At 48.6% G+C, this 17,260-nt stretch carries 19 protein-coding genes; 16 read left to right on the forward strand and 3 right to left on the reverse strand.

The features are described from left to right. Positions 1-18 precede the first annotated feature (18 nt). The 12 genes from iolD (at position 19) to OTK50_RS13640 (ending at position 12,797) form a co-directional block, all read left to right on the forward strand. Positions 19-1,932 carry a 3D-(3,5/4)-trihydroxycyclohexane-1,2-dione acylhydrolase (decyclizing) gene (iolD, locus tag OTK50_RS13585; protein ID WP_094031416.1) on the forward strand — a complete coding sequence of 638 codons (1,914 nt, stop codon included), beginning with the start codon at positions 19-21 and terminating at the stop codon, positions 1,930-1,932. A 15-nt stretch (positions 1,933-1,947) separates the two neighbouring features. After that, a complete protein-coding gene (gene iolE, locus OTK50_RS13590) occupies positions 1,948-2,844 on the forward strand; it encodes a myo-inosose-2 dehydratase (RefSeq protein ID WP_038460461.1) in 897 nt (298 codons plus the stop codon). A gap of 12 nt (positions 2,845-2,856) precedes the next feature. Further along, a complete protein-coding gene (locus OTK50_RS13595; RefSeq protein WP_032867917.1) occupies positions 2,857-4,152 on the forward strand; it encodes an MFS transporter in 1,296 nt (431 codons plus the stop codon). A 22-nt stretch (positions 4,153-4,174) separates the two neighbouring features. After that, positions 4,175-5,209 (forward strand): Gfo/Idh/MocA family protein, encoded by a 1,035-nt coding sequence (locus OTK50_RS13600; RefSeq protein ID WP_020958069.1) that lies wholly within the window; start codon positions 4,175-4,177, stop codon positions 5,207-5,209. A gap of 19 nt (positions 5,210-5,228) precedes the next feature. Then, positions 5,229-6,098, forward strand: a complete 870-nt coding sequence (locus tag OTK50_RS13605; protein WP_007407833.1) for a sugar phosphate isomerase/epimerase family protein — start codon at positions 5,229-5,231, stop codon at positions 6,096-6,098. An 87-nt stretch (positions 6,099-6,185) separates the two neighbouring features. Then, positions 6,186-7,028 carry a 2-keto-myo-inositol isomerase gene (gene iolI / locus OTK50_RS13610; protein ID WP_007407832.1) on the forward strand — a complete coding sequence of 281 codons (843 nt, stop codon included), beginning with the start codon at positions 6,186-6,188 and terminating at the stop codon, positions 7,026-7,028. A 2-nt stretch (positions 7,029-7,030) separates the two neighbouring features. Continuing rightward, the gene (gene fba / locus OTK50_RS13615; RefSeq protein ID WP_012118840.1) at positions 7,031-7,903 is read left to right on the forward strand and encodes a class II fructose-1,6-bisphosphate aldolase; all 873 of its coding nucleotides are present in this window, start codon (positions 7,031-7,033) and stop codon (positions 7,901-7,903) included. A 107-nt stretch (positions 7,904-8,010) separates the two neighbouring features. Continuing rightward, a complete protein-coding gene (gene yxdJ / locus OTK50_RS13620; RefSeq protein WP_004393241.1) occupies positions 8,011-8,700 on the forward strand; it encodes a two-component system response regulator YxdJ in 690 nt (229 codons plus the stop codon). Beyond that, complete coding sequence (gene yxdK, locus OTK50_RS13625; protein ID WP_094031415.1) at positions 8,697-9,674, forward strand: two-component system sensor histidine kinase YxdK; 978 nt, start codon at positions 8,697-8,699, stop codon at positions 9,672-9,674. Before yxdJ ends, yxdK begins: the two co-directional genes overlap by 4 nt. Before the next feature lie 145 nt (positions 9,675-9,819). Then, positions 9,820-10,593 (forward strand): ABC transporter ATP-binding protein YxdL, encoded by a 774-nt coding sequence (gene yxdL / locus OTK50_RS13630; protein ID WP_007614823.1) that lies wholly within the window; start codon positions 9,820-9,822, stop codon positions 10,591-10,593. Then, a complete protein-coding gene (yxdM, locus tag OTK50_RS13635; protein WP_094031414.1) occupies positions 10,568-12,436 on the forward strand; it encodes an ABC transporter permease YxdM in 1,869 nt (622 codons plus the stop codon). The genes yxdL and yxdM overlap by 26 nt, the downstream gene beginning before the upstream one ends. Positions 12,437-12,449: 13 nt before the next feature. After that, complete coding sequence (locus OTK50_RS13640; protein WP_094031413.1) at positions 12,450-12,797, forward strand: YxeA family protein; 348 nt, start codon at positions 12,450-12,452, stop codon at positions 12,795-12,797. Positions 12,798-12,837: 40 nt separating this feature from the next. On the opposite strand, the gene OTK50_RS13645 is transcribed toward OTK50_RS13640, so the two are convergent. Next, positions 12,838-13,800: an iron-hydroxamate ABC transporter substrate-binding protein gene (locus tag OTK50_RS13645; RefSeq protein WP_094031412.1), complete on the reverse strand. Its 963-nt coding sequence runs from the start codon at positions 13,798-13,800 to the stop codon at positions 12,838-12,840. A 129-nt stretch (positions 13,801-13,929) separates the two neighbouring features. On the opposite strand from OTK50_RS13645, the gene OTK50_RS13650 reads away from it, so the two are divergent. After that, entirely contained in the window at positions 13,930-14,322 is a 393-nt protein-coding gene (locus OTK50_RS13650) for a hypothetical protein (RefSeq protein ID WP_043020880.1), read from the forward strand. A gap of 50 nt (positions 14,323-14,372) precedes the next feature. Here OTK50_RS13650 and OTK50_RS13655 read toward each other — a convergent pair whose 3' ends face one another. Both OTK50_RS13655 and OTK50_RS13660 read right to left on the reverse strand, forming a co-directional pair. Next, on the reverse strand, positions 14,373-14,735 hold the full coding sequence (locus OTK50_RS13655) for a hypothetical protein (RefSeq protein ID WP_232518270.1): 363 nt from the start codon (positions 14,733-14,735) through the stop codon (positions 14,373-14,375). A 160-nt stretch (positions 14,736-14,895) separates the two neighbouring features. Then, positions 14,896-15,282, reverse strand: coding sequence for a hypothetical protein (locus tag OTK50_RS13660; protein WP_007407822.1), 387 nt, complete (start codon positions 15,280-15,282; stop codon positions 14,896-14,898). Between the two features lie 110 nt (positions 15,283-15,392). Here OTK50_RS13660 and OTK50_RS13665 point away from each other — a divergent pair, with 110 nt between their 5' ends. The 3 genes from OTK50_RS13665 (at position 15,393) to yidA (ending at position 17,207) form a co-directional block, all read left to right on the forward strand. Then, the gene (locus OTK50_RS13665) at positions 15,393-15,812 is read left to right on the forward strand and encodes a DUF3255 family protein (protein ID WP_025285528.1); all 420 of its coding nucleotides are present in this window, start codon (positions 15,393-15,395) and stop codon (positions 15,810-15,812) included. After that, positions 15,802-16,326, forward strand: a complete 525-nt coding sequence (locus OTK50_RS13670) for a hypothetical protein (RefSeq protein ID WP_043020881.1) — start codon at positions 15,802-15,804, stop codon at positions 16,324-16,326. Before OTK50_RS13665 ends, OTK50_RS13670 begins: the two co-directional genes overlap by 11 nt. 68 nt (positions 16,327-16,394) lie before the next feature. Continuing rightward, complete coding sequence (yidA, locus tag OTK50_RS13675; protein WP_094031410.1) at positions 16,395-17,207, forward strand: sugar-phosphatase; 813 nt, start codon at positions 16,395-16,397, stop codon at positions 17,205-17,207. Positions 17,208-17,260: the final 53 nt, after the last annotated feature.

Here is a 17,260-nt window from a genome sequence, read left to right on the forward strand (position 1 = left end):
TAAAAGGTGGGATCGTTTGTGGGTAAGACAATTCGCTTAACGACAGCACAAGCGCTGATTCAATTCTTGAACCGGCAGTACATTCATGTTGACGGAAAAGAAGAGCCGTTCGTTGAGGGCATCTTCACGATTTTCGGCCACGGAAATGTGTTGGGGATCGGGCAGGCGCTTGAGCAGGACGCCGGGCACCTGAAAGTCTATCAAGGCAAAAACGAACAAGGCATGGCGCATGCCGCGATGGCATACAGCAAGCAGATGCTGAGAAGAAAAATTTACGCGGTATCGACATCGGTCGGTCCGGGTGCCGCTAACTTGACGGCTGCCGCGGGTACGGCGCTGGCCAATCATATTCCGGTGCTGCTGCTTCCGGCCGATACCTTTGCGACGAGGCAGCCTGACCCGGTGCTTCAGCAGGTGGAGCAGGAATACAGTGCCGCCGTCACAACAAACGATGCGTTAAAGCCCGTGTCCCGCTATTGGGACCGCATTACCCGACCTGAGCAGCTGATGAGCAGCTTAATCCGGGCATTTGAAGTGATGACAGATCCGGCAAAAGCGGGTCCGGCGACCATCTGTATTTCTCAGGATGTAGAGGGAGAAGCATTTGATTTTGATGAAAGCTTCTTTGAAAAACGCGTTCATTACATTGACCGGATGCAGCCGAGCGAGCGTGAACTGAAAGGCGCCGCGGAAAGAATTAAGGAGAGCTGCCGTCCCGTCATTTTAGTGGGCGGCGGCGCGAAGTACTCCGGCGCGCGTGAGGAATTAATCGCGCTTTCTGAAACATACGGCATTCCGCTTGTCGAAACGCAGGCCGGCAAGTCAACGGTTGAAGCCGATTTCGCCAACAATCTGGGCGGCATGGGCATCACGGGCACCCTCGCCGCAAACAAAGCCGCCCGCCAGGCTGATCTGATCATCGGTGTCGGCACACGGTACACGGACTTTGCGACATCCTCGAAAACGGCGTTTGATTTTGACAAAGCAAAATTTTTGAATATCAACGTCAGCCGCATGCAGGCTTACAAGCTTGACGCGTTTCAGGTTGTAGCCGATGCGAAAGTGACGCTCGGCAGGCTGCACGGCTTATTAGACGGATATAAAAGTGCATTCGGCACGGCGATTAAAGACTGGAAAGATGAATGGCTTGCTGAACGGGACCGGCTCGGCAAGGTCACTTTTACACGTGACGCGTTTGAACCGGAAATTAAGAACCATTTTTCACAGGACGTGTTAAACGAGTATGCCGACGCGCTCGGGACTGAGCTGCCGCAGACAACGGCGCTGTTGACCATCAATGACACGATTCCTGAAGACAGCGTCGTCATCAGTTCGGCGGGATCTCTTCCGGGGGATCTGCAGCGGCTGTGGCATTCCAATGTCCCGAATACGTACCACCTCGAGTACGGCTATTCCTGCATGGGGTATGAGATATCAGGCACGCTCGGCCTCAAGCTGGCCCATCCCGACAAAGAAGTCTATTCACTCGTCGGCGACGGAAGCTTTCTGATGCTGCACTCAGAGCTGATTACCGCGCTTCAATATAACAAAAAAATCAATGTCCTGCTTTTTGACAACTCGGGATTCGGCTGTATTAACAACCTGCAGATGGATCACGGGAGCGACAGTTATTTTTGCGAGTTCCGCACAGAGGACAATCAGATTTTAAACGTTGATTACGCGAAGGTGGCAGAGGGCTACGGCGCTAAAACATACAGAGCCAATACGGTTGAAGAACTGAAAGCGGCGCTTGAAGATGCGAAAACGCAAGACGTATCCACTTTAATTGAAATGAAGGTTCTGCCGAAAACGATGACGGACGGCTATGACAGCTGGTGGCATGTCGGCGTGGCGGAAGTGTCGGAGCAGGAAAGCGTTCAGCGGGCATACGAAGCGAAAGAGACGAAGCTGAAGTCTGCAAAGCAGTACTAGAGGGGAGGCATCACGATGGGCAAACAAGATATTCTGTGGGGCATCGCTCCCATTGGGTGGCGCAATGACGATATACCGGAAATCGGAGCCGGGAATACGCTGCAGCATTTGTTAAGCGATATTGTTGTCGCCGGCTTTCAAGGTACGGAAGTGGGAGGGTTTTTCCCTGAACCCTCCGTCCTCAATAAGGAGCTGGCTCTCCGGAACTTGCGGATTGCGGGGAAATGGTTCAGCAGCTTTATCATACAAGACGGTATTGAAAAAACGGCTGAACAATTTACAGAACACTGTGATTATTTGCAGAAAGTCGGAGCGGATGTCGCCATCGTTTCTGAACAGACGTACAGCGTTCAGGGCTTGGACATTGATGTATTTAAGGAAAAACCGCATTTCTCAGATGAAGAATGGGATACGCTGTGCCAAGGCTTGAACCGTCTCGGGAAAATCGCTGGCGAATACGGGCTGGACCTCACGTTTCATCATCATCTCGGCACAGGCGTCCAGACGGCGGAAGAAGTTGACCGGCTGATGGATGGAACGGACCCGCGGTATGTCCATTTACTTTATGATACCGGCCATGCCTATATCTCGGACGGAGACTATATGACGATTCTCAACAAGCATATGGATCGGATCAGACACGTTCATTTCAAGGACGCCCGGTTTGACATTATGGAGCGGTGCAGACAGGAAGGCAAGTCATTCAGGCAGTCGTTTTTACAGGGCATTTTTACGGTTCCCGGAGACGGATGCATCGATTTTACCGAAGTATACCGAACGCTCGTCCGTCATGATTATTCAGGCTGGATCGTCATCGAAGCCGAACAAGACCCGGCAGTCGCCAATCCGCTTGAGTACGCGCTGATTGCGAGAAAGTACATCGACAGTGAACTGCTTGATCCTGCAAATTAGAGGGGGACTTATATGAATAGTGCCAAGGCGGAATCAGCTTTCAGCAAAAGGACCATCGCCGCAGCATTAGCAAATTACATTGATGCGGGTTCCATTGTGGCAGGATCAGCGGGTTTATCTATGTGGGTCAGCTATTTGAAGCTGTCCGACAGCCAGATCGGATTGCTCGGCGCCTTCAGCGCAAACGCGATATCAGCGGCCATCGGAGCGCTGCTCGGCGGGTATTTGGCTGATAAGGTCGGCCGAAAAGCTGTATACACAAACAGTATGCTCGTCTACGCCTTAGGAATTTGTTTGGTTTTGTTTGGATTCAACTTTCCCATGCTGTTATGCGGATACATGATTATCGGGATTTCTGTAGGCGCGGATATTACGGCTTCATGGACCATTATCGCGGAAAACGCCCCCGAGAAAAACCGGGCGAGGCATTGCGGAGTGGCGCAGGTGGCGTGGGCCGCAGGAGCCGTTGTGGTTCTGCTGTTATCCGTTTTGGTCGGTGACCTCGGGCTTTTAGGAAATAAAATTGTCTTTGCGCATCTATTGGTGATTGCCCTGATCACATATGTGATAAGAAAGCGTTTACCTGAGTCGGATGCCTGGAAAAACAGTGAAGAGCGGCCTGCCGCCGTGAAAAAAACATCTTATTTTGACCTGCTTCAGCCGAAATTTTTCAAGAACATTTTGTTTTTAATGGGTGTGTTTCTCGTATGGAATCTCGCAGCGGGCGTCATGGGATTCTTCATGCCGTACATCTACCAGCAGGTCGGCGGCGTATCCGCAAATACGGCCAACATTCTGCAGATGGCCCTGTTTATCTTCACCGGGCTCGGCGTCGCCTGTATCTTCATGCCTTTTGCAGATAAATATCGGAAAACGGTGTTCGGAATCTGCGCATGTATGGCCGTTGTCGGCTGGTCGCTGTTTTTACTGCCCTTTCAGGGACTCCCGATGCTGCTTCTGTTTGTTTTAGCGATCGGCATCAATAACGGAGCCGGCCAGCAGGCGAACTACCAGCTGTGGGCAAGCGAGCTGTTCCCGACAGAACACAGAGCGTCAGCACAAGGGCTCATGTTCTTTCTCGTCCGTATTTCAATCGGAATTTGGAGTTTATTTGTGCCGGTCATCATGTCACAATTCGGCATCGGTTTTATGGCCGGTATTCTGCTCATATGTGTGACGGCCAGTATGATCATCGGGCTTGTCTTCGCGCCGAATACGTCCGGCAAGTCGCTTGAACAGATACAGGAGGAACTGTACGGTGCTCCTCAGGACGGCAGCGAGAAAAGAAAGACGAGAACCATTATTTGATTATCAGAAGGAGTGGCGATCAATGAATTTACGTATAGGTGTTATCGGAACCGGTGCTATCGGAAAAGAGCACATCAACCGCATCACAAATAAGCTGTCCGGAGCGGAAATTACCGCTGTCACAGATGTGAATCAGGAGGCCGCGCAGCAGACCGTTCAGGATTTCAATTTGAACGCCTCCGTTTATCCTGATGACGACAGCCTCCTCGCTGCTGAAAATGTGGATGCCGTCTTAGTGACAAGCTGGGGCCCGGCTCACGAGTCCAGCGTTTTGAAAGCGATTCAGCACGGCAAGCACGTGTTTTGTGAAAAGCCGCTTGCGACAACGGCAGAAGGCTGTATGCGCATTGTCGAGGAAGAAATGAAGACGGGAAAACGATTGGTGCAGGTAGGTTTCATGCGCAGGTATGACAGCGGTTACGTTCAGCTGAAAGAAGCGATTGACAACCGCGTGGTCGGCGAGCCGCTCATGATTCACTGTGCGCACCGCAACCCGACAGTCGCATCGAATTATTCAACGGACATGGCCGTCGTCGATACGCTCGTTCATGAAATTGATGTCCTCCACTGGCTCGTCAATGACGACTATGAATCCGTACAGGTGATCTATCCGAAGAAATCAAAAAATGCGCTGCCGCATCTGAAAGATCCGCAGATGGTCATCATCGAAACAAAAGGCGGCATCGTCATCAATGCCGAAATCTACGTGAACTGTAAATACGGCTATGACATTCAATGTGAAATCGTTGGGGAAGACGGCGTTATCAAGCTTCCGGAACCATCAAGCATCAGCTTGAGAAAAGAAGGGAAATTCAGCACCGATATCCTGATGGATTGGCAGCGCCGATTTGTGGCTGCGTATGATGTGGAAATTCAAGACTTCATTGATTCGATCCGGAATAAAGGCGAAGTCAGCGGCCCGACGGCATGGGACGGTTATATTGCCGCGGTGACAACTGACGCGTGCGTAAAAGCTCAGGAATCCGGCCAGAAAGAGCCAGTGGCGCTGCAAGAGAAACCGGCATTCTACCAATCATTTACGACTGTGAACAAATAATAGATCGGGAGTGAAAGAAATGAAACTGGCCTTAGATCCATCCATGTACCGCGATGATTTAACGTTAGAAGAAATGGTCTATAAAACGGCGGAACTCGGATACGAATATATCGAACTGTCTCCGCGCGAGGATTTTTGTCCTTTCTATAAATATCCGAAAGTCGATTCAGCAAAAATCAAACAATTGAAGCGCCTTTTAAAAGATACAGGTGTGAAGCTGTCCTCTCTTCTTCCGCTTTACCACTGGGCGGGTCCTGATGAAGACCGTCGTCAGGCCGCCGTGCGCAACTGGAAACGGGCGATCGAAATTGCGGTTGAACTTGAAGTGGATTTGATGAACAGTGAATTCAGCGGTTCAAAATATGATCCGTTGACAAGTGAAGAAAAATTTATCAAATCCATGGATGAGCTGCTGCCCGTCTTTGAAAAAGAAGGCGTTAAACTCAATCTGCAGGCTCATCCATACGATTTTATCGAAACGCACAAAGGGGCGATGGATATGATCCGCGCGCTTGACAAGGATTGGATCAATCTTGTCTACTCGACTGCGCATACGTTCTTCTATGATGACGGCAAAGGCGATATTGCGACTATGTTTGATGAAGCCGGCGACCGCCTCACACATGTTTTATTTGCAGATACTTTTAATCATAAAGCGGCGCATGGCCTGCGCTATATCGTCAACCCGCCTGACGCGAAAGTAACGGTTCACCAGCATTTGGACATCGGGCAAGGCGAGGTTGATTTTGAAACGATTTTCAGAAAGATGAGAGAGATGAAATTCGACGGAATTGCGACGAACGCCGTTTTTGCTTGGGTCGGCGAAAGAGCGGATGAATCAAGCCGGACCACGCTTAAGAAATTAAAGGAAGAATTAGGTATGGCATAAGCTGAGTATGGAGTTCGGCGGAGCGGGGCAAAAAAGCCCTCCAGCCGGACTCCCTTCTTATCGAAAACGCGGATGGGAGAGGCTGACATGAAACTTTGCTTTAATGAAGCGACTACGCTGGAGAATTCAAACCTGAAACAGGATTTAGAACTGTGCGAAAAGCACGGCTATGATTATATTGAAATCCGCACAATGGATAAACTGCCGGAATACTTAAAAGACCATTCACTGGCCGATCTGGCGGAATATTTTCGCACCCATCACATTAAACCGCTTGCCCTGAACGCACTGGTTTTCTTCAACAACCGTGATGAGAAGGGCTATAGGGAGATCATTTCGGAATTCAAAAGCATGATGGAAACCTGCAGGACGCTCGGCGTGAAATATGTGGTGGCCGTGCCGCTTGTGACAGAGCGGAAGATCTTGAAAGAAGAGATCAAAAAGAGCAGCATAGAGGTGCTGACTGAGCTTTCGGACATCGCGGAGCCGTACGGCGTAAACATTGCCCTTGAATTTGTCGGCCACCCGCAATGTACGGTCAATACATTTGAACAGGCGTATGACATCGTGAACGCTGTCGGCCGCGATAATGTCGGACTGGTGTTTGACAGCTTCCATTTCCACGCGATGGGCTCCAATATTGAGAGCTTGAAGCAGGCGGACGGAAAGAAAATTTTCATCTATCATATCGACGATACAGAAGACTTTCCGATCGGCTTTTTAACAGATGAAGACCGCGTCTGGCCTGGACAGGGTGCGATTGACTTAGACGCCCATCTGTCAGCGTTAAAAGAAATCGGATTCAATGATGTTGTCTCCGTAGAGCTGTTCAGACCTGAATATTATAAGCTGACTGCGGAGGAAACGATCAAAACGGCAAAGGAAACAACGGAAGCCGTCGTATCAAAATACTTCATGAAGGAGGCGTGAACATGGCTTTTGTCACCATGAAACATCTTCTTGCAGAAGCGAAACGGGAGCATTATGCAGTCGGCCAATTTAATATCAACGGCCTCCAATGGACGAAGGCGATTCTGCAAGCGGCGCAAAAGGAGCAATCGCCGGTCATCGCCGCGGCTTCCGATCGTCTGGTCGACTATTTAGGCGGATTTAAAACGATTTCCGCCATGGTCGGCGCGTTAATGGAAGAAATGGCGATTACCGTTCCCGTCGTGCTCCATCTTGATCACGGAAGCAGTGCGGAACGCTGCAGACAGGCCATTGACGCCGGCTTCAGCTCAGTGATGATTGACGGCTCCCATCATCCGATTGATGAGAACATCGCGATGACAAAAGAAGTCGCCGATTATGCGGCTAAGCACGGCGTCTCAGTAGAAGCAGAAGTCGGCACGGTCGGCGGCATGGAAGACGGGCTGGTCGGCGGGGTCCGCTATGCCGATGTCGCCGAATGTGAGCGGATCGTCAAAGAAACCAATATCGACGCGCTGGCCGCCGCCCTCGGCTCCGTCCACGGCAAATATCAAGGTGAACCGAATCTCGGATTTAAAGAAATGGAGGCTATCTCCCGCATGACTGATATTCCTCTCGTTCTTCACGGAGCATCCGGGATTCCGCAGGAACAGATCAAAAAAGCCATCACGCTCGGCCACGCGAAAATCAATATCAACACGGAATGTATGGTAGCCTGGACAGACGAAACACGCCGCATGTTTCAGAAAAACGGTGATCTGTACGAACCGCGCGGCTACATGACACCCGGCATTGAAGCCGTGGAAGAGACGGTGCGAAGCAAAATGAGAGAGTTCGGATCAGCCGGTAAAGCTGTAAAACAGCAGGTCGGCTGATGAGAACGGAAACCGCCAAGGTGGCGGTTTTTTTGTGCGGTGTTGCGCCCGTACGCCCGAAACGATTATGATGATGGCAGCAGTGTAAGAAACGGGAGTGGTTCAGTTTGAATAAAATCATGATTGTGGAAGATAGTGAAGACATTCGCGGACTATTGCAGAATTACCTTGAAAAATACGGATATCAAACCGTGGCCGCCGCGGATTTCACGGCTGTTCTTGATGTTTTTTTGCGGGAAAAGCCTGATGTGGTGCTGCTTGATATCAATCTGCCGTCTTATGACGGCTATTATTGGTGCCGCCAGATCCGCCAGCATTCTACAAGCCCGATCATTTTCATCTCAGCCAGAAGCGGGGAAATGGATCAAGTGATGGCGATTGAAAACGGCGGAGATGATTATATCGAAAAACCGTTTTCCTACGATATTGTGCTGGCGAAAATCAAAAGCCAGATCCGGAGGGCGTACGGAGAGTACGCCGCCAAGCAGGGAGAGAAAGTGGTTGAATATGCCGGTGTGCAGCTCTTTGTGGAACGGTTTGAACTGCGCTTTCAGGACGAAAAAAGCGAGCTTTCTAAAAAAGAAAGCAAGCTTTTGGAAGTGCTGCTGGAGCGGGGAGAAAAGGTGACGGGAAGAGACCGGCTCATGGAAAAAACGTGGGACACCGATATTTTCGTCGATGATAATACGCTTAACGTGTATATCACGCGGCTCAGAAAAAAATTGCGGGAGCTGAACGCGCCTGTTTCCATTGAATCGGTGCGGGGCGAAGGCTACCAGCTGAGGGCGCTGTCATGAAGCTGTTTCTCCGGTCTCATGCCGTGCTGATTCTGCTTTTTCTCCTTCAAGGGCTGTTTGTTTTCTTTTATTACTGGTTTGCGGGTCTTCATTCTTTTTCCCACCTGTTTTACATATTGGGCGTGCAGCTTCTTATTTTGGCGGGATATCTTGCCTATCGCTGGTACAAAGACCGCGGCGTGTATCATTGGCTCAGCTCGGAGCAGGAAGGGACGGACATCCCGTATCTCGGTTCTTCAGTGTTTTGTTCAGAGCTGTATGAAAAGCAGATGGAGCTGACCCGGATGCAGCACCAGAAGCTCCATGAGACCGAAGCCAAGCTTGACGCGCGGGTGACGTATATGAACCAATGGGTGCACCAAGTAAAAACGCCGCTGTCGGTCATTAATTTAATCATTCAGGAAGAGGATGAGCCCGTCTTTGAACAAATCAAAAAAGAGGTCCGGCAGATTGAATTCGGGCTGGAGACGCTTCTTTATTCTTCAAGGCTCGACCTGTTTGAGCGGGATTTTAAAGTTGAAGCGGTTTCCTTATCAGAGCTTCTCCAATCGGTCATTCAAAGCTATAAACGATTTTTTATTCAATACCGCGTCTATCCGAAAATGGTTATTCGCGATGATCATCAGATTTACACCGATGCGAAATGGCTCAAATTTGCGATCGGCCAAGTGGTCACAAATGCGGTCAAGTATTCGGCAGGCAAGAGTGACAGACTTGAGCTGAATGTCTTCCGCGATGAAGACAGGACGGTGCTTGAAGTCAAAGATTACGGTGTCGGCATACCCTCGCAAGATATCAAGCGGGTGTTTGACCCTTATTACACCGGCGAAAACGGGCGGCGTTTCCAAGAATCTACGGGAATCGGCCTCCATCTCGTCAAAGAAATTACGGGCAAGCTCAATCATACGGTGGACATCACTTCGTCCCCCGGTGAAGGGACATCGGTCCGATTTTCATTTCTTACAAAAATGTAAGGCTGCGTTAAGAAAACAACATAGCTCGTTTTGTTTCCCCTTGATAACATGGATTTATGTCAAGGGGATTTTTATGTTAAATGCCCCGGCTCACTACATGAAAGCAGCCCAGACCAACAAGAATAAAACCATAAGGAGGATTTTCATGGCGAATATGCTTGAAGTCAAACATATAAATAAAACCTATAAAGGACAAGTGTCCTATCAAGCTTTAAAACAAATTTCGTTTTCAATAGAAGAAGGCGGGTTCACGGCGGTGATGGGACCGTCCGGCTCCGGAAAAACAACGCTTTTGAATATCATTTCAACGATCGACCGGCCGGATTCAGGCGATATCCTGATTCATGGAGAAAACCCGCACCGGCTGAAGCGGACAAAGCTCGCTCATTTCCGCCGCAAGCAGCTCGGATTTGTGTTTCAGGATTTCAACCTTCTGGACACACTGACAATCGGTGAAAATATCATGCTGCCGTTAACGCTTGAAAAAGAAGCGCCGTCTGTCATGGAAGAAAAACTGCACGGCATCGCGGCAAAGCTCGGAATTGAAGACCTGCTCAACAAACGGACGTTTGAAGTATCCGGCGGACAGCGCCAGCGGGCCGCCATCGCAAGAGCGGTCATTCATAAGCCGTCACTCATTCTGGCCGATGAACCGACGGGAAACCTTGATTCCAAAGCGTCAAAAGACGTCATGGAAACGATGCAGAGCCTGAATCAGGATGATCATATCACGGCTTTGATGGTGACCCATGATCCGGTTGCGGCAAGCTACTGCCGCCGCGTCATCTTTATAAAAGACGGCGAACTGTTTAATGAGATTTACCGCGGGGAAAACCGCCAAGTCTTTTATGAGCAGATTCTTGATGTGCTGTCTATGCTGGGGGGAAACGCAAATGACCTTTCTTCAGTTCGCTTATAAAAACGTCACGAGAAACAAAAGGGCCTATCTTGCTTTCTTTTTAAGCAGCGCTTTTTCCGTTTTGATTTTCTTTACCTTTGCGATGTTCCTGTTTCATCCGGCACTAAAGGAAGGCTACCTGAATAACATCGCCAGAAAAGGCTTAACCGCCGCGGAATGGATGATCTTTGTTTTTTCTTTCTTATTTGTTCTGTATTCGGTTAACGCATTTTTGAAATCGAGAAATAAAGAATTCGGCATCCTGCTCATGCAGGGCATCACGCCGGGGCAGCTGAGAAAGCTCATTACTGCGGAAAATATGATCATCGGCGTCATGTCAATTGCAGCCGGCATTATCGGAGGATTCATTTTTTCAAAGACGTTCTTTACGGTCGGCGCTTATATTTTAGAAATGGACGCGCTGCCTCTGTACATGCCTTGGAAAGCGCTCGGCATTACGGCCGGCGGATTTCTGCTCTTATTTTTCCTTTTATCGCAGTTCACGATCCTTTTTGTCAGATCAAATACGGTGATCAAATTAATAAAGGGCACTGACAAGATCAAGCCGGAGCCGAAGCCGTCCGTGCTTCTGTCCTTATTCGGCATCGCCTGTCTGTGCGGCGGGTACGGCATGGTCCTTAAAGGCAATGTCCACGGGACTCAACCGTTTATCATTTTACTGCTTACCGTCATCGGTACGTATTTCTTTTTCAGCCAAAGCAGCATCTGGATTCTGCGCGCGCTGAAGAAGTGGAAAACCTTTTATCTGCGCGGGAAAAATGTCATTTGGGTTTCTGATCTTGTTTATCGTTTAAAAGACAACGCCCGCCTGTTCTTTATTGTCAGCATTATTTCCGCGGTAGCGTTTACGGCGACGGGCGTGCTCGCGATGTACAAATCGACTGTCGGGGCGGAAGAGTCCGCATATGAGATGGAGTATTTATCTTACAGCGGCAACCCAAAAGAACAGACTCATTTGAAAAAAATTGACCATGAACTGAAAACACACGGCTTTACGTATAAGAAAGACAAAATAAATGTTTCCTATATTCGCTATCAGGAAGGAGATACTGTTCCGCCTGTTTACATGATCAGCGAATCGGATGTGTCAACATACTTCCATGTCAAGCTGAGCGGCCTGAAACATGATGAGGCTGTCTATTTCCCGGGCACGTATGACCGCAATTTCAAAAACGAAGCACCGGATCAGCTGAAGCTGCTGAACCAAAAAGGCAAGCCGTCTGACCAAAAACTGACGGTAAAAGAAGTCGAAAAACCGCTGATTTCATTAAATGCCGTCATCGCGGTGAACGATCAAACCTTTGATCAGCTTAAATCACTCGGTGAAAAAGCGTCATTATACGGCTACAGCTATGATCATTGGAAAGACAGTCTTGGGTTCAGCCAATCCTTGAAAGATGAGATTTACGGAAACTATATCGACGTGCATTCTGATTTTATGGCAAAAGCCGGGACGTACTATGATACGGTGCAGCTGCCGAGCCTGAGTTTATTCATCGGCCTGTTTATCGCAATTGTATTCTTTGTCGCGGCAGCAAGTTTCTTATATTTCAGGCTGTTCACAGATTTAGATGAAGACCGGGAGCGCTACCGTTCATTGGCCAAAATCGGTCTGAGTGAGCGTGAAATGGCACAAAGCGTGACGATACAATTGGCGATTCTCTTTTTCTTTCCTTTCGTCATTGCCGTCATGCATACACTGTTTGCCTTGAGAACATTGGCCGTGGAAGGCTATTCCGATGTAGCGGGGCCGCTCAGTTTCACTATCGGAGGGTTTTTCATTTTTCAGCTTCTGTTCTTCCTCACAGTGCGGTCAAGCTATTTGAAAAAAATGAACAAGTAAAGGGAGTGCACAGATGAAAAAAGCATTGGCAATCCTGGCCGTCTTGGCGGCCGCTGCCGTCATATTCGGACTTCTCTTTTTTCATAACGATGTTACAGACAGATTTAATCCGTTTATTCACCAGCAAGATGTCTATGTGCAGATTGATCGAGATGGCAAACATCTTAGCCCGGGCGGTACTGAGTATACATTAGACGGATACAACGCATCCGGGAAAAAAGAAGAAGTGACCTTTTTCGCCGGGAAAGACCTTCGGAAGAACGCGTATTTGAAGGTGAAGGCGAAAGGAAAGTATGTCGAGACCTGGGAAGAAGTCAGGTTTGAAGATATGCCGGGCTCCGTACAGTCAAAATTAAAGTGAACATGAAAAACGGCACAGTGTCATGACTGTGCCGCTTTTTTTATTTTTTATTTTCTTCAGCCCGTTTGATCAGCATGTCGGTGATGATATCCATCTGTTTGCTTACGGCAATCGGGTCATACGGATAGAAGGTGTTGAAATCGTTGATAAAGACACGATTGTTTTTTACGGCATCGAGATTTTTCCAAACGGATGAATCTTTCAGACGCTCAAATGTTTTGCTTTCTCCATTCGGATTGTAATCGGTAATGAACATATAATCAGCCGCATATTGAGGGATGACCTCTTGGGAAACCTGTTTCATGGCGCCCGTTTTCATGATGTCTTTTTCAATTTTGGCCGGCGCTTTCAATCCGAGCGCGTTATAAACGGCTTGGCCGCCGCGGCCGGAATTGTCATTGAAAATCCAGATTTCGCCTTTATCCGTCGTTTCATAAAGGCCGACTGTCTCGCCTTTGCCGATCACGTTTTTGAGGCGCTTTTGATTCGCTTCGGCTTTTTTGTTGAAGTCTGCCATAAAGCTTTTGGCTTTATCCTTCGCCCCGGCAATGTCGCCGAATAGGCTGACCGTATCTTTCGTGTTCTTTGCGGTGTTAAAAGGAATGACAATCGTCGGTGCGATTTTCGATAGTTTCTCGTATTGGTCATCCTTCATCAGCACGATTAAATCAGGCTTCAGCTGCATCACTTTCTCCACATTGACGGGATTGCCGATGTCCGTGGTGTTTTTCAGCTGTTTTTTGATAAACGGATTTTTGAAAGCCCATGAGCCCGCCCCGACGACATTTGCGTCAACGGACAGCAGCTCACCTGCATAAAAGTCAGTGACGATCCGTTTCGGATGTGCGGGTATGTCAATATTTCCTTTTGTTGATTCATATGTACGCATGTCTGTCTTTCCTTTGCCTGATGCCGATCCGTTGTTTTCCTTCGCGCCGCTGCAAGCGCTTAATGCGAAAACAAGCAGAAGTGCCAGGCCGATCAGCCATGATTGTTTCTTCATAATGATCCCCCTATTTCAGTGATAATGATTATCATTATTAATATAGCAGGAAGACGTCATTCCGTCTATGTTTTTTATAGAAAACCTTCCTTGATTATCCATGTTATAGTAGTAAAGGAAGAGGAATGAATGTTGATTACGAAAAGAGGGACTTGGTGGGAAGTGCTGCACAGCTGGTGGCTGCTGCTGACTTTTGCTCCGTTTGCGCTGACCGCTTTCTTGGCCTTTTTCTATATCGGCTACCGGGCTAAGAACAAAAAATGGCTGAAATACGGACTTATCTATTTTATTATTTTAGCAATTGCTTTTGTGCTGCCGAGCACGCCGGGCGTGTATATCGTGCTGCCTTTATGGGTCATCTCCATCATCCACGGGCTGAAAGTGCGGGCGGCTTATTTGATACAGCTTGATGTGTTTAAACAAAACGTCGAAGCAAGAGCGTATGAAGCGGTAAGGCATGAGGCTGAAGCAAAATTCGGCGGAAAACCCGCTCATCGCATTGATCTGACAAAACAGAGATAAAAACAAATGACAAAGCCGGTATCTCGCGCTTTGTCATTTGCATGACCGGCCTATTGCTGGTATGAATGCTGCTGAAACGGTGTGTGATGCTGTGTTTGCGGGAATGAAGAAACATTAGCGTTTGCCATCGGTGCAGGCATGTGTCCGCTTACTTCCTGCTGAAGCTGATTGCACACATTCACGATTTGCTGGCATTTTTGAATGGCCGCTTCATGCCCCTGCAGCGCTTGCTGAATGGTATGAACGGCATGCTGTTCATGGTGAAGCATCTGCTGAAGCATTTGAATGTTTTGCTGTTCCTGCTGGAGCATTTGCTTGTACTGCTGACTGCTTTGCTGTGTCTGCTGAATAAGCTGCTGTGCTGTTTGGCGGCATTGCTGCAGCTGATTTCCGCTGTATTGGTTTTGATACATCATGAAAACCTCCTGGAGTGATTGATTTTACACATTTATCATGTGAAAGAATAGGAGAGGCATTCATGCAAGAAAAGGATTCAAATATTTACCTGTTATGTACAGAGCGGAATACAAGGCTCGGGATGGCCTGTCGAGCTTTGTATTCCGGCCCTTTTTCTCAGAAGCCGCCTTCTGTAGCGTGAAAAGGAATATTGAGTCTGTTTTCGACTGCGCGCAGGCGCTGATTCAAACGGTTTAAGCGGCGGGTATGGATTTCAATGGACTGGCTCAGCCGTCTGATCTGCTCATTCATACGCGTGATTTCCCGGTTTTGGCGCTGGTCTTCTTGTGAGAGGCGGGTGAGCTCTCTCGTTTGCTCGGCGTTTTGTCTTTCAAGCTGGGCGACTCTCCGTTCTAAACCTGTCGGCTGCCGCTCTTCGGACTGAGGGGGCGCATAATAATAGCTTTCCTGCTGCTGATACGGCTCATACTCAACGCGGTTCACTTCGTATTCCTGCTGCTGAGGGAAATAGGCAGGCGGGGTGTAGTACTGATATGGGTTCATTCATCATTCTCCTTATCTAGTGAAGTCTTTATACACTATGTAGTCAATTGCACAGTGCCACGGCATCCGCCTAAGTTACAGACGTAAAAAAGCTTCAAAGGAAGGTGATCATGTTGCGGAACATACGGATTTTCATCATGACGGTTCTTGTTTTCGGATGCGTCATGATAACAGGCTGCTCGCAAAAGAAAGCAGACGAACCCCCTTTTTATTACGGGACATGGGATGCGGGGCTGAAACCGGGCCCGATGGACGGGGTCAGATCTGAAACCGTCACGTTTACGAAAGACAGCGTGCTGACAAAGCAGGTCATTCAAGGCCGCGGCGAGGTTGCCATGCCCTCAGATGTGTACAAGGTGATCTCTCAGAACACGGACGGGACGATCGAGATTGAATACCTCGGACATCCGCACCCCGTCAAAAGCACGTTGAAAAGAGGAAAAAACGATACGCTCATTTGGAAGATATACGGAGAAACAAAAACAATGACAAGAATAAAAACCGGCGGGGAGGATGCACATGAGAAATAAGGCTGCCGACAGACTCGTTTTGACGGGTGTCATCGTACATATCATTCAATGGTTTTCACTGTTATGGTTATTTTTTATGCTTTTTGATCAGTTCGGGCGTTTTACCATTTACAATCCCAATGTCGTAAACGGAAGCATGCAATCTTTTTCATTCTTTGATATGATGCGCGCTCTTCTGTTTTCCGGCACGCTGCGGAATACGCTCCTGCTGTTTCTGTTTGCGGCGCTGCTCATTTACTTGTGGGTGAACGCTCTGTTTATCCTGCTGGAAATCGTTTCTTATATCATGATCAGGCGGAACAGCCGTTCATTATGGGCATACTTTCCCGCAGCGATGGGAATAAAGCTTGCCCTTCTGGACATAGCGGCCATCCCTTTCTTTGCGGCGGGGCTGATGCTCTTGAAGCAGAAAACAGATGACGGCGGCGAACAAGCTGACAAGGGGAAAAGACGGCCCCGCATCCGGAGGCAGGCCCGGTTTACGAAGAGAAGGCGGAGAAACTTGTCCGTTTGATTTTTCATTGAAACGAAAAAACGATATGATGAAAGCATAAGAAGAAAAGGATACAAAGGAGATGCAGGATGTACAAGTTAATCGCAATAGATATGGACGGAACACTACTAAACGATCATCATGAAGTGACGGCTGAAGTCCGCGGGGCGCTTGATGCCGCCAAAGCGGAAGGGGTCAATATCGTCCTGTGCACGGGCCGGCCGATCGGCGGCGTGCGTCGGTATTTGGAAGAGCTGAACTTACAGGAAGAAGGCGACTTTGTGATTGCCTATAACGGCGCACTCGTCCAAAATACGTATACAAACGGTGTCGTGGCCGAGCAGTCATTAGGTTATGAGGATTTGAAGTCGCTTTACGAGCTGAGCTTACAGCTGGATACTCCGATGCATTACTTTGACACAGCCAATCTGTACACGCCGAACCGGGATATCAGTGAATACACGGTATACGAATCATACATTACGAAAGTGCCGCTTCATTTCCGCACGATCGATGAAGTGCCGAAGGATATTCTGATTCCGAAAGTCATGTTCATTGACGATCCGGACAAGTTGGAGAAAGCGGTCGCTTCCATTCCGGAATCATTCAAGGAAACATACACAATGGTCAAAAGCGCGCCATTCTTCCATGAGATTCTTCACCCGAAAGTCAGTAAAGGAAACGCGGTCAAGCTGCTGGCCGAAAAACTCGGCATTGAACAGAAAGACGTCATGGCAATCGGCGATAACGGCAACGACATGTCCATGATTCAGTGGGCCGGCTGCGGTGTGGCAATGGCCAATGCCATCCCGGAAGTAAGGGAGATTGCTGATTTTGAAACGAAATCAAATAACGAACACGGCGTGGCGCATGCGATTCAGGAGCTTGTGCTGAAAAAATAGGCACCCCATCAGAGGGTGCTTTTTTACCGCGTGTTTTGGTGATATGATAAGCG

This window comes from Bacillus sp. NEAU-CP5 (assembly GCF_026420705.1).
Classification (GTDB): Bacteria; Bacillota; Bacilli; order Bacillales; family Bacillaceae; genus Bacillus; species Bacillus velezensis.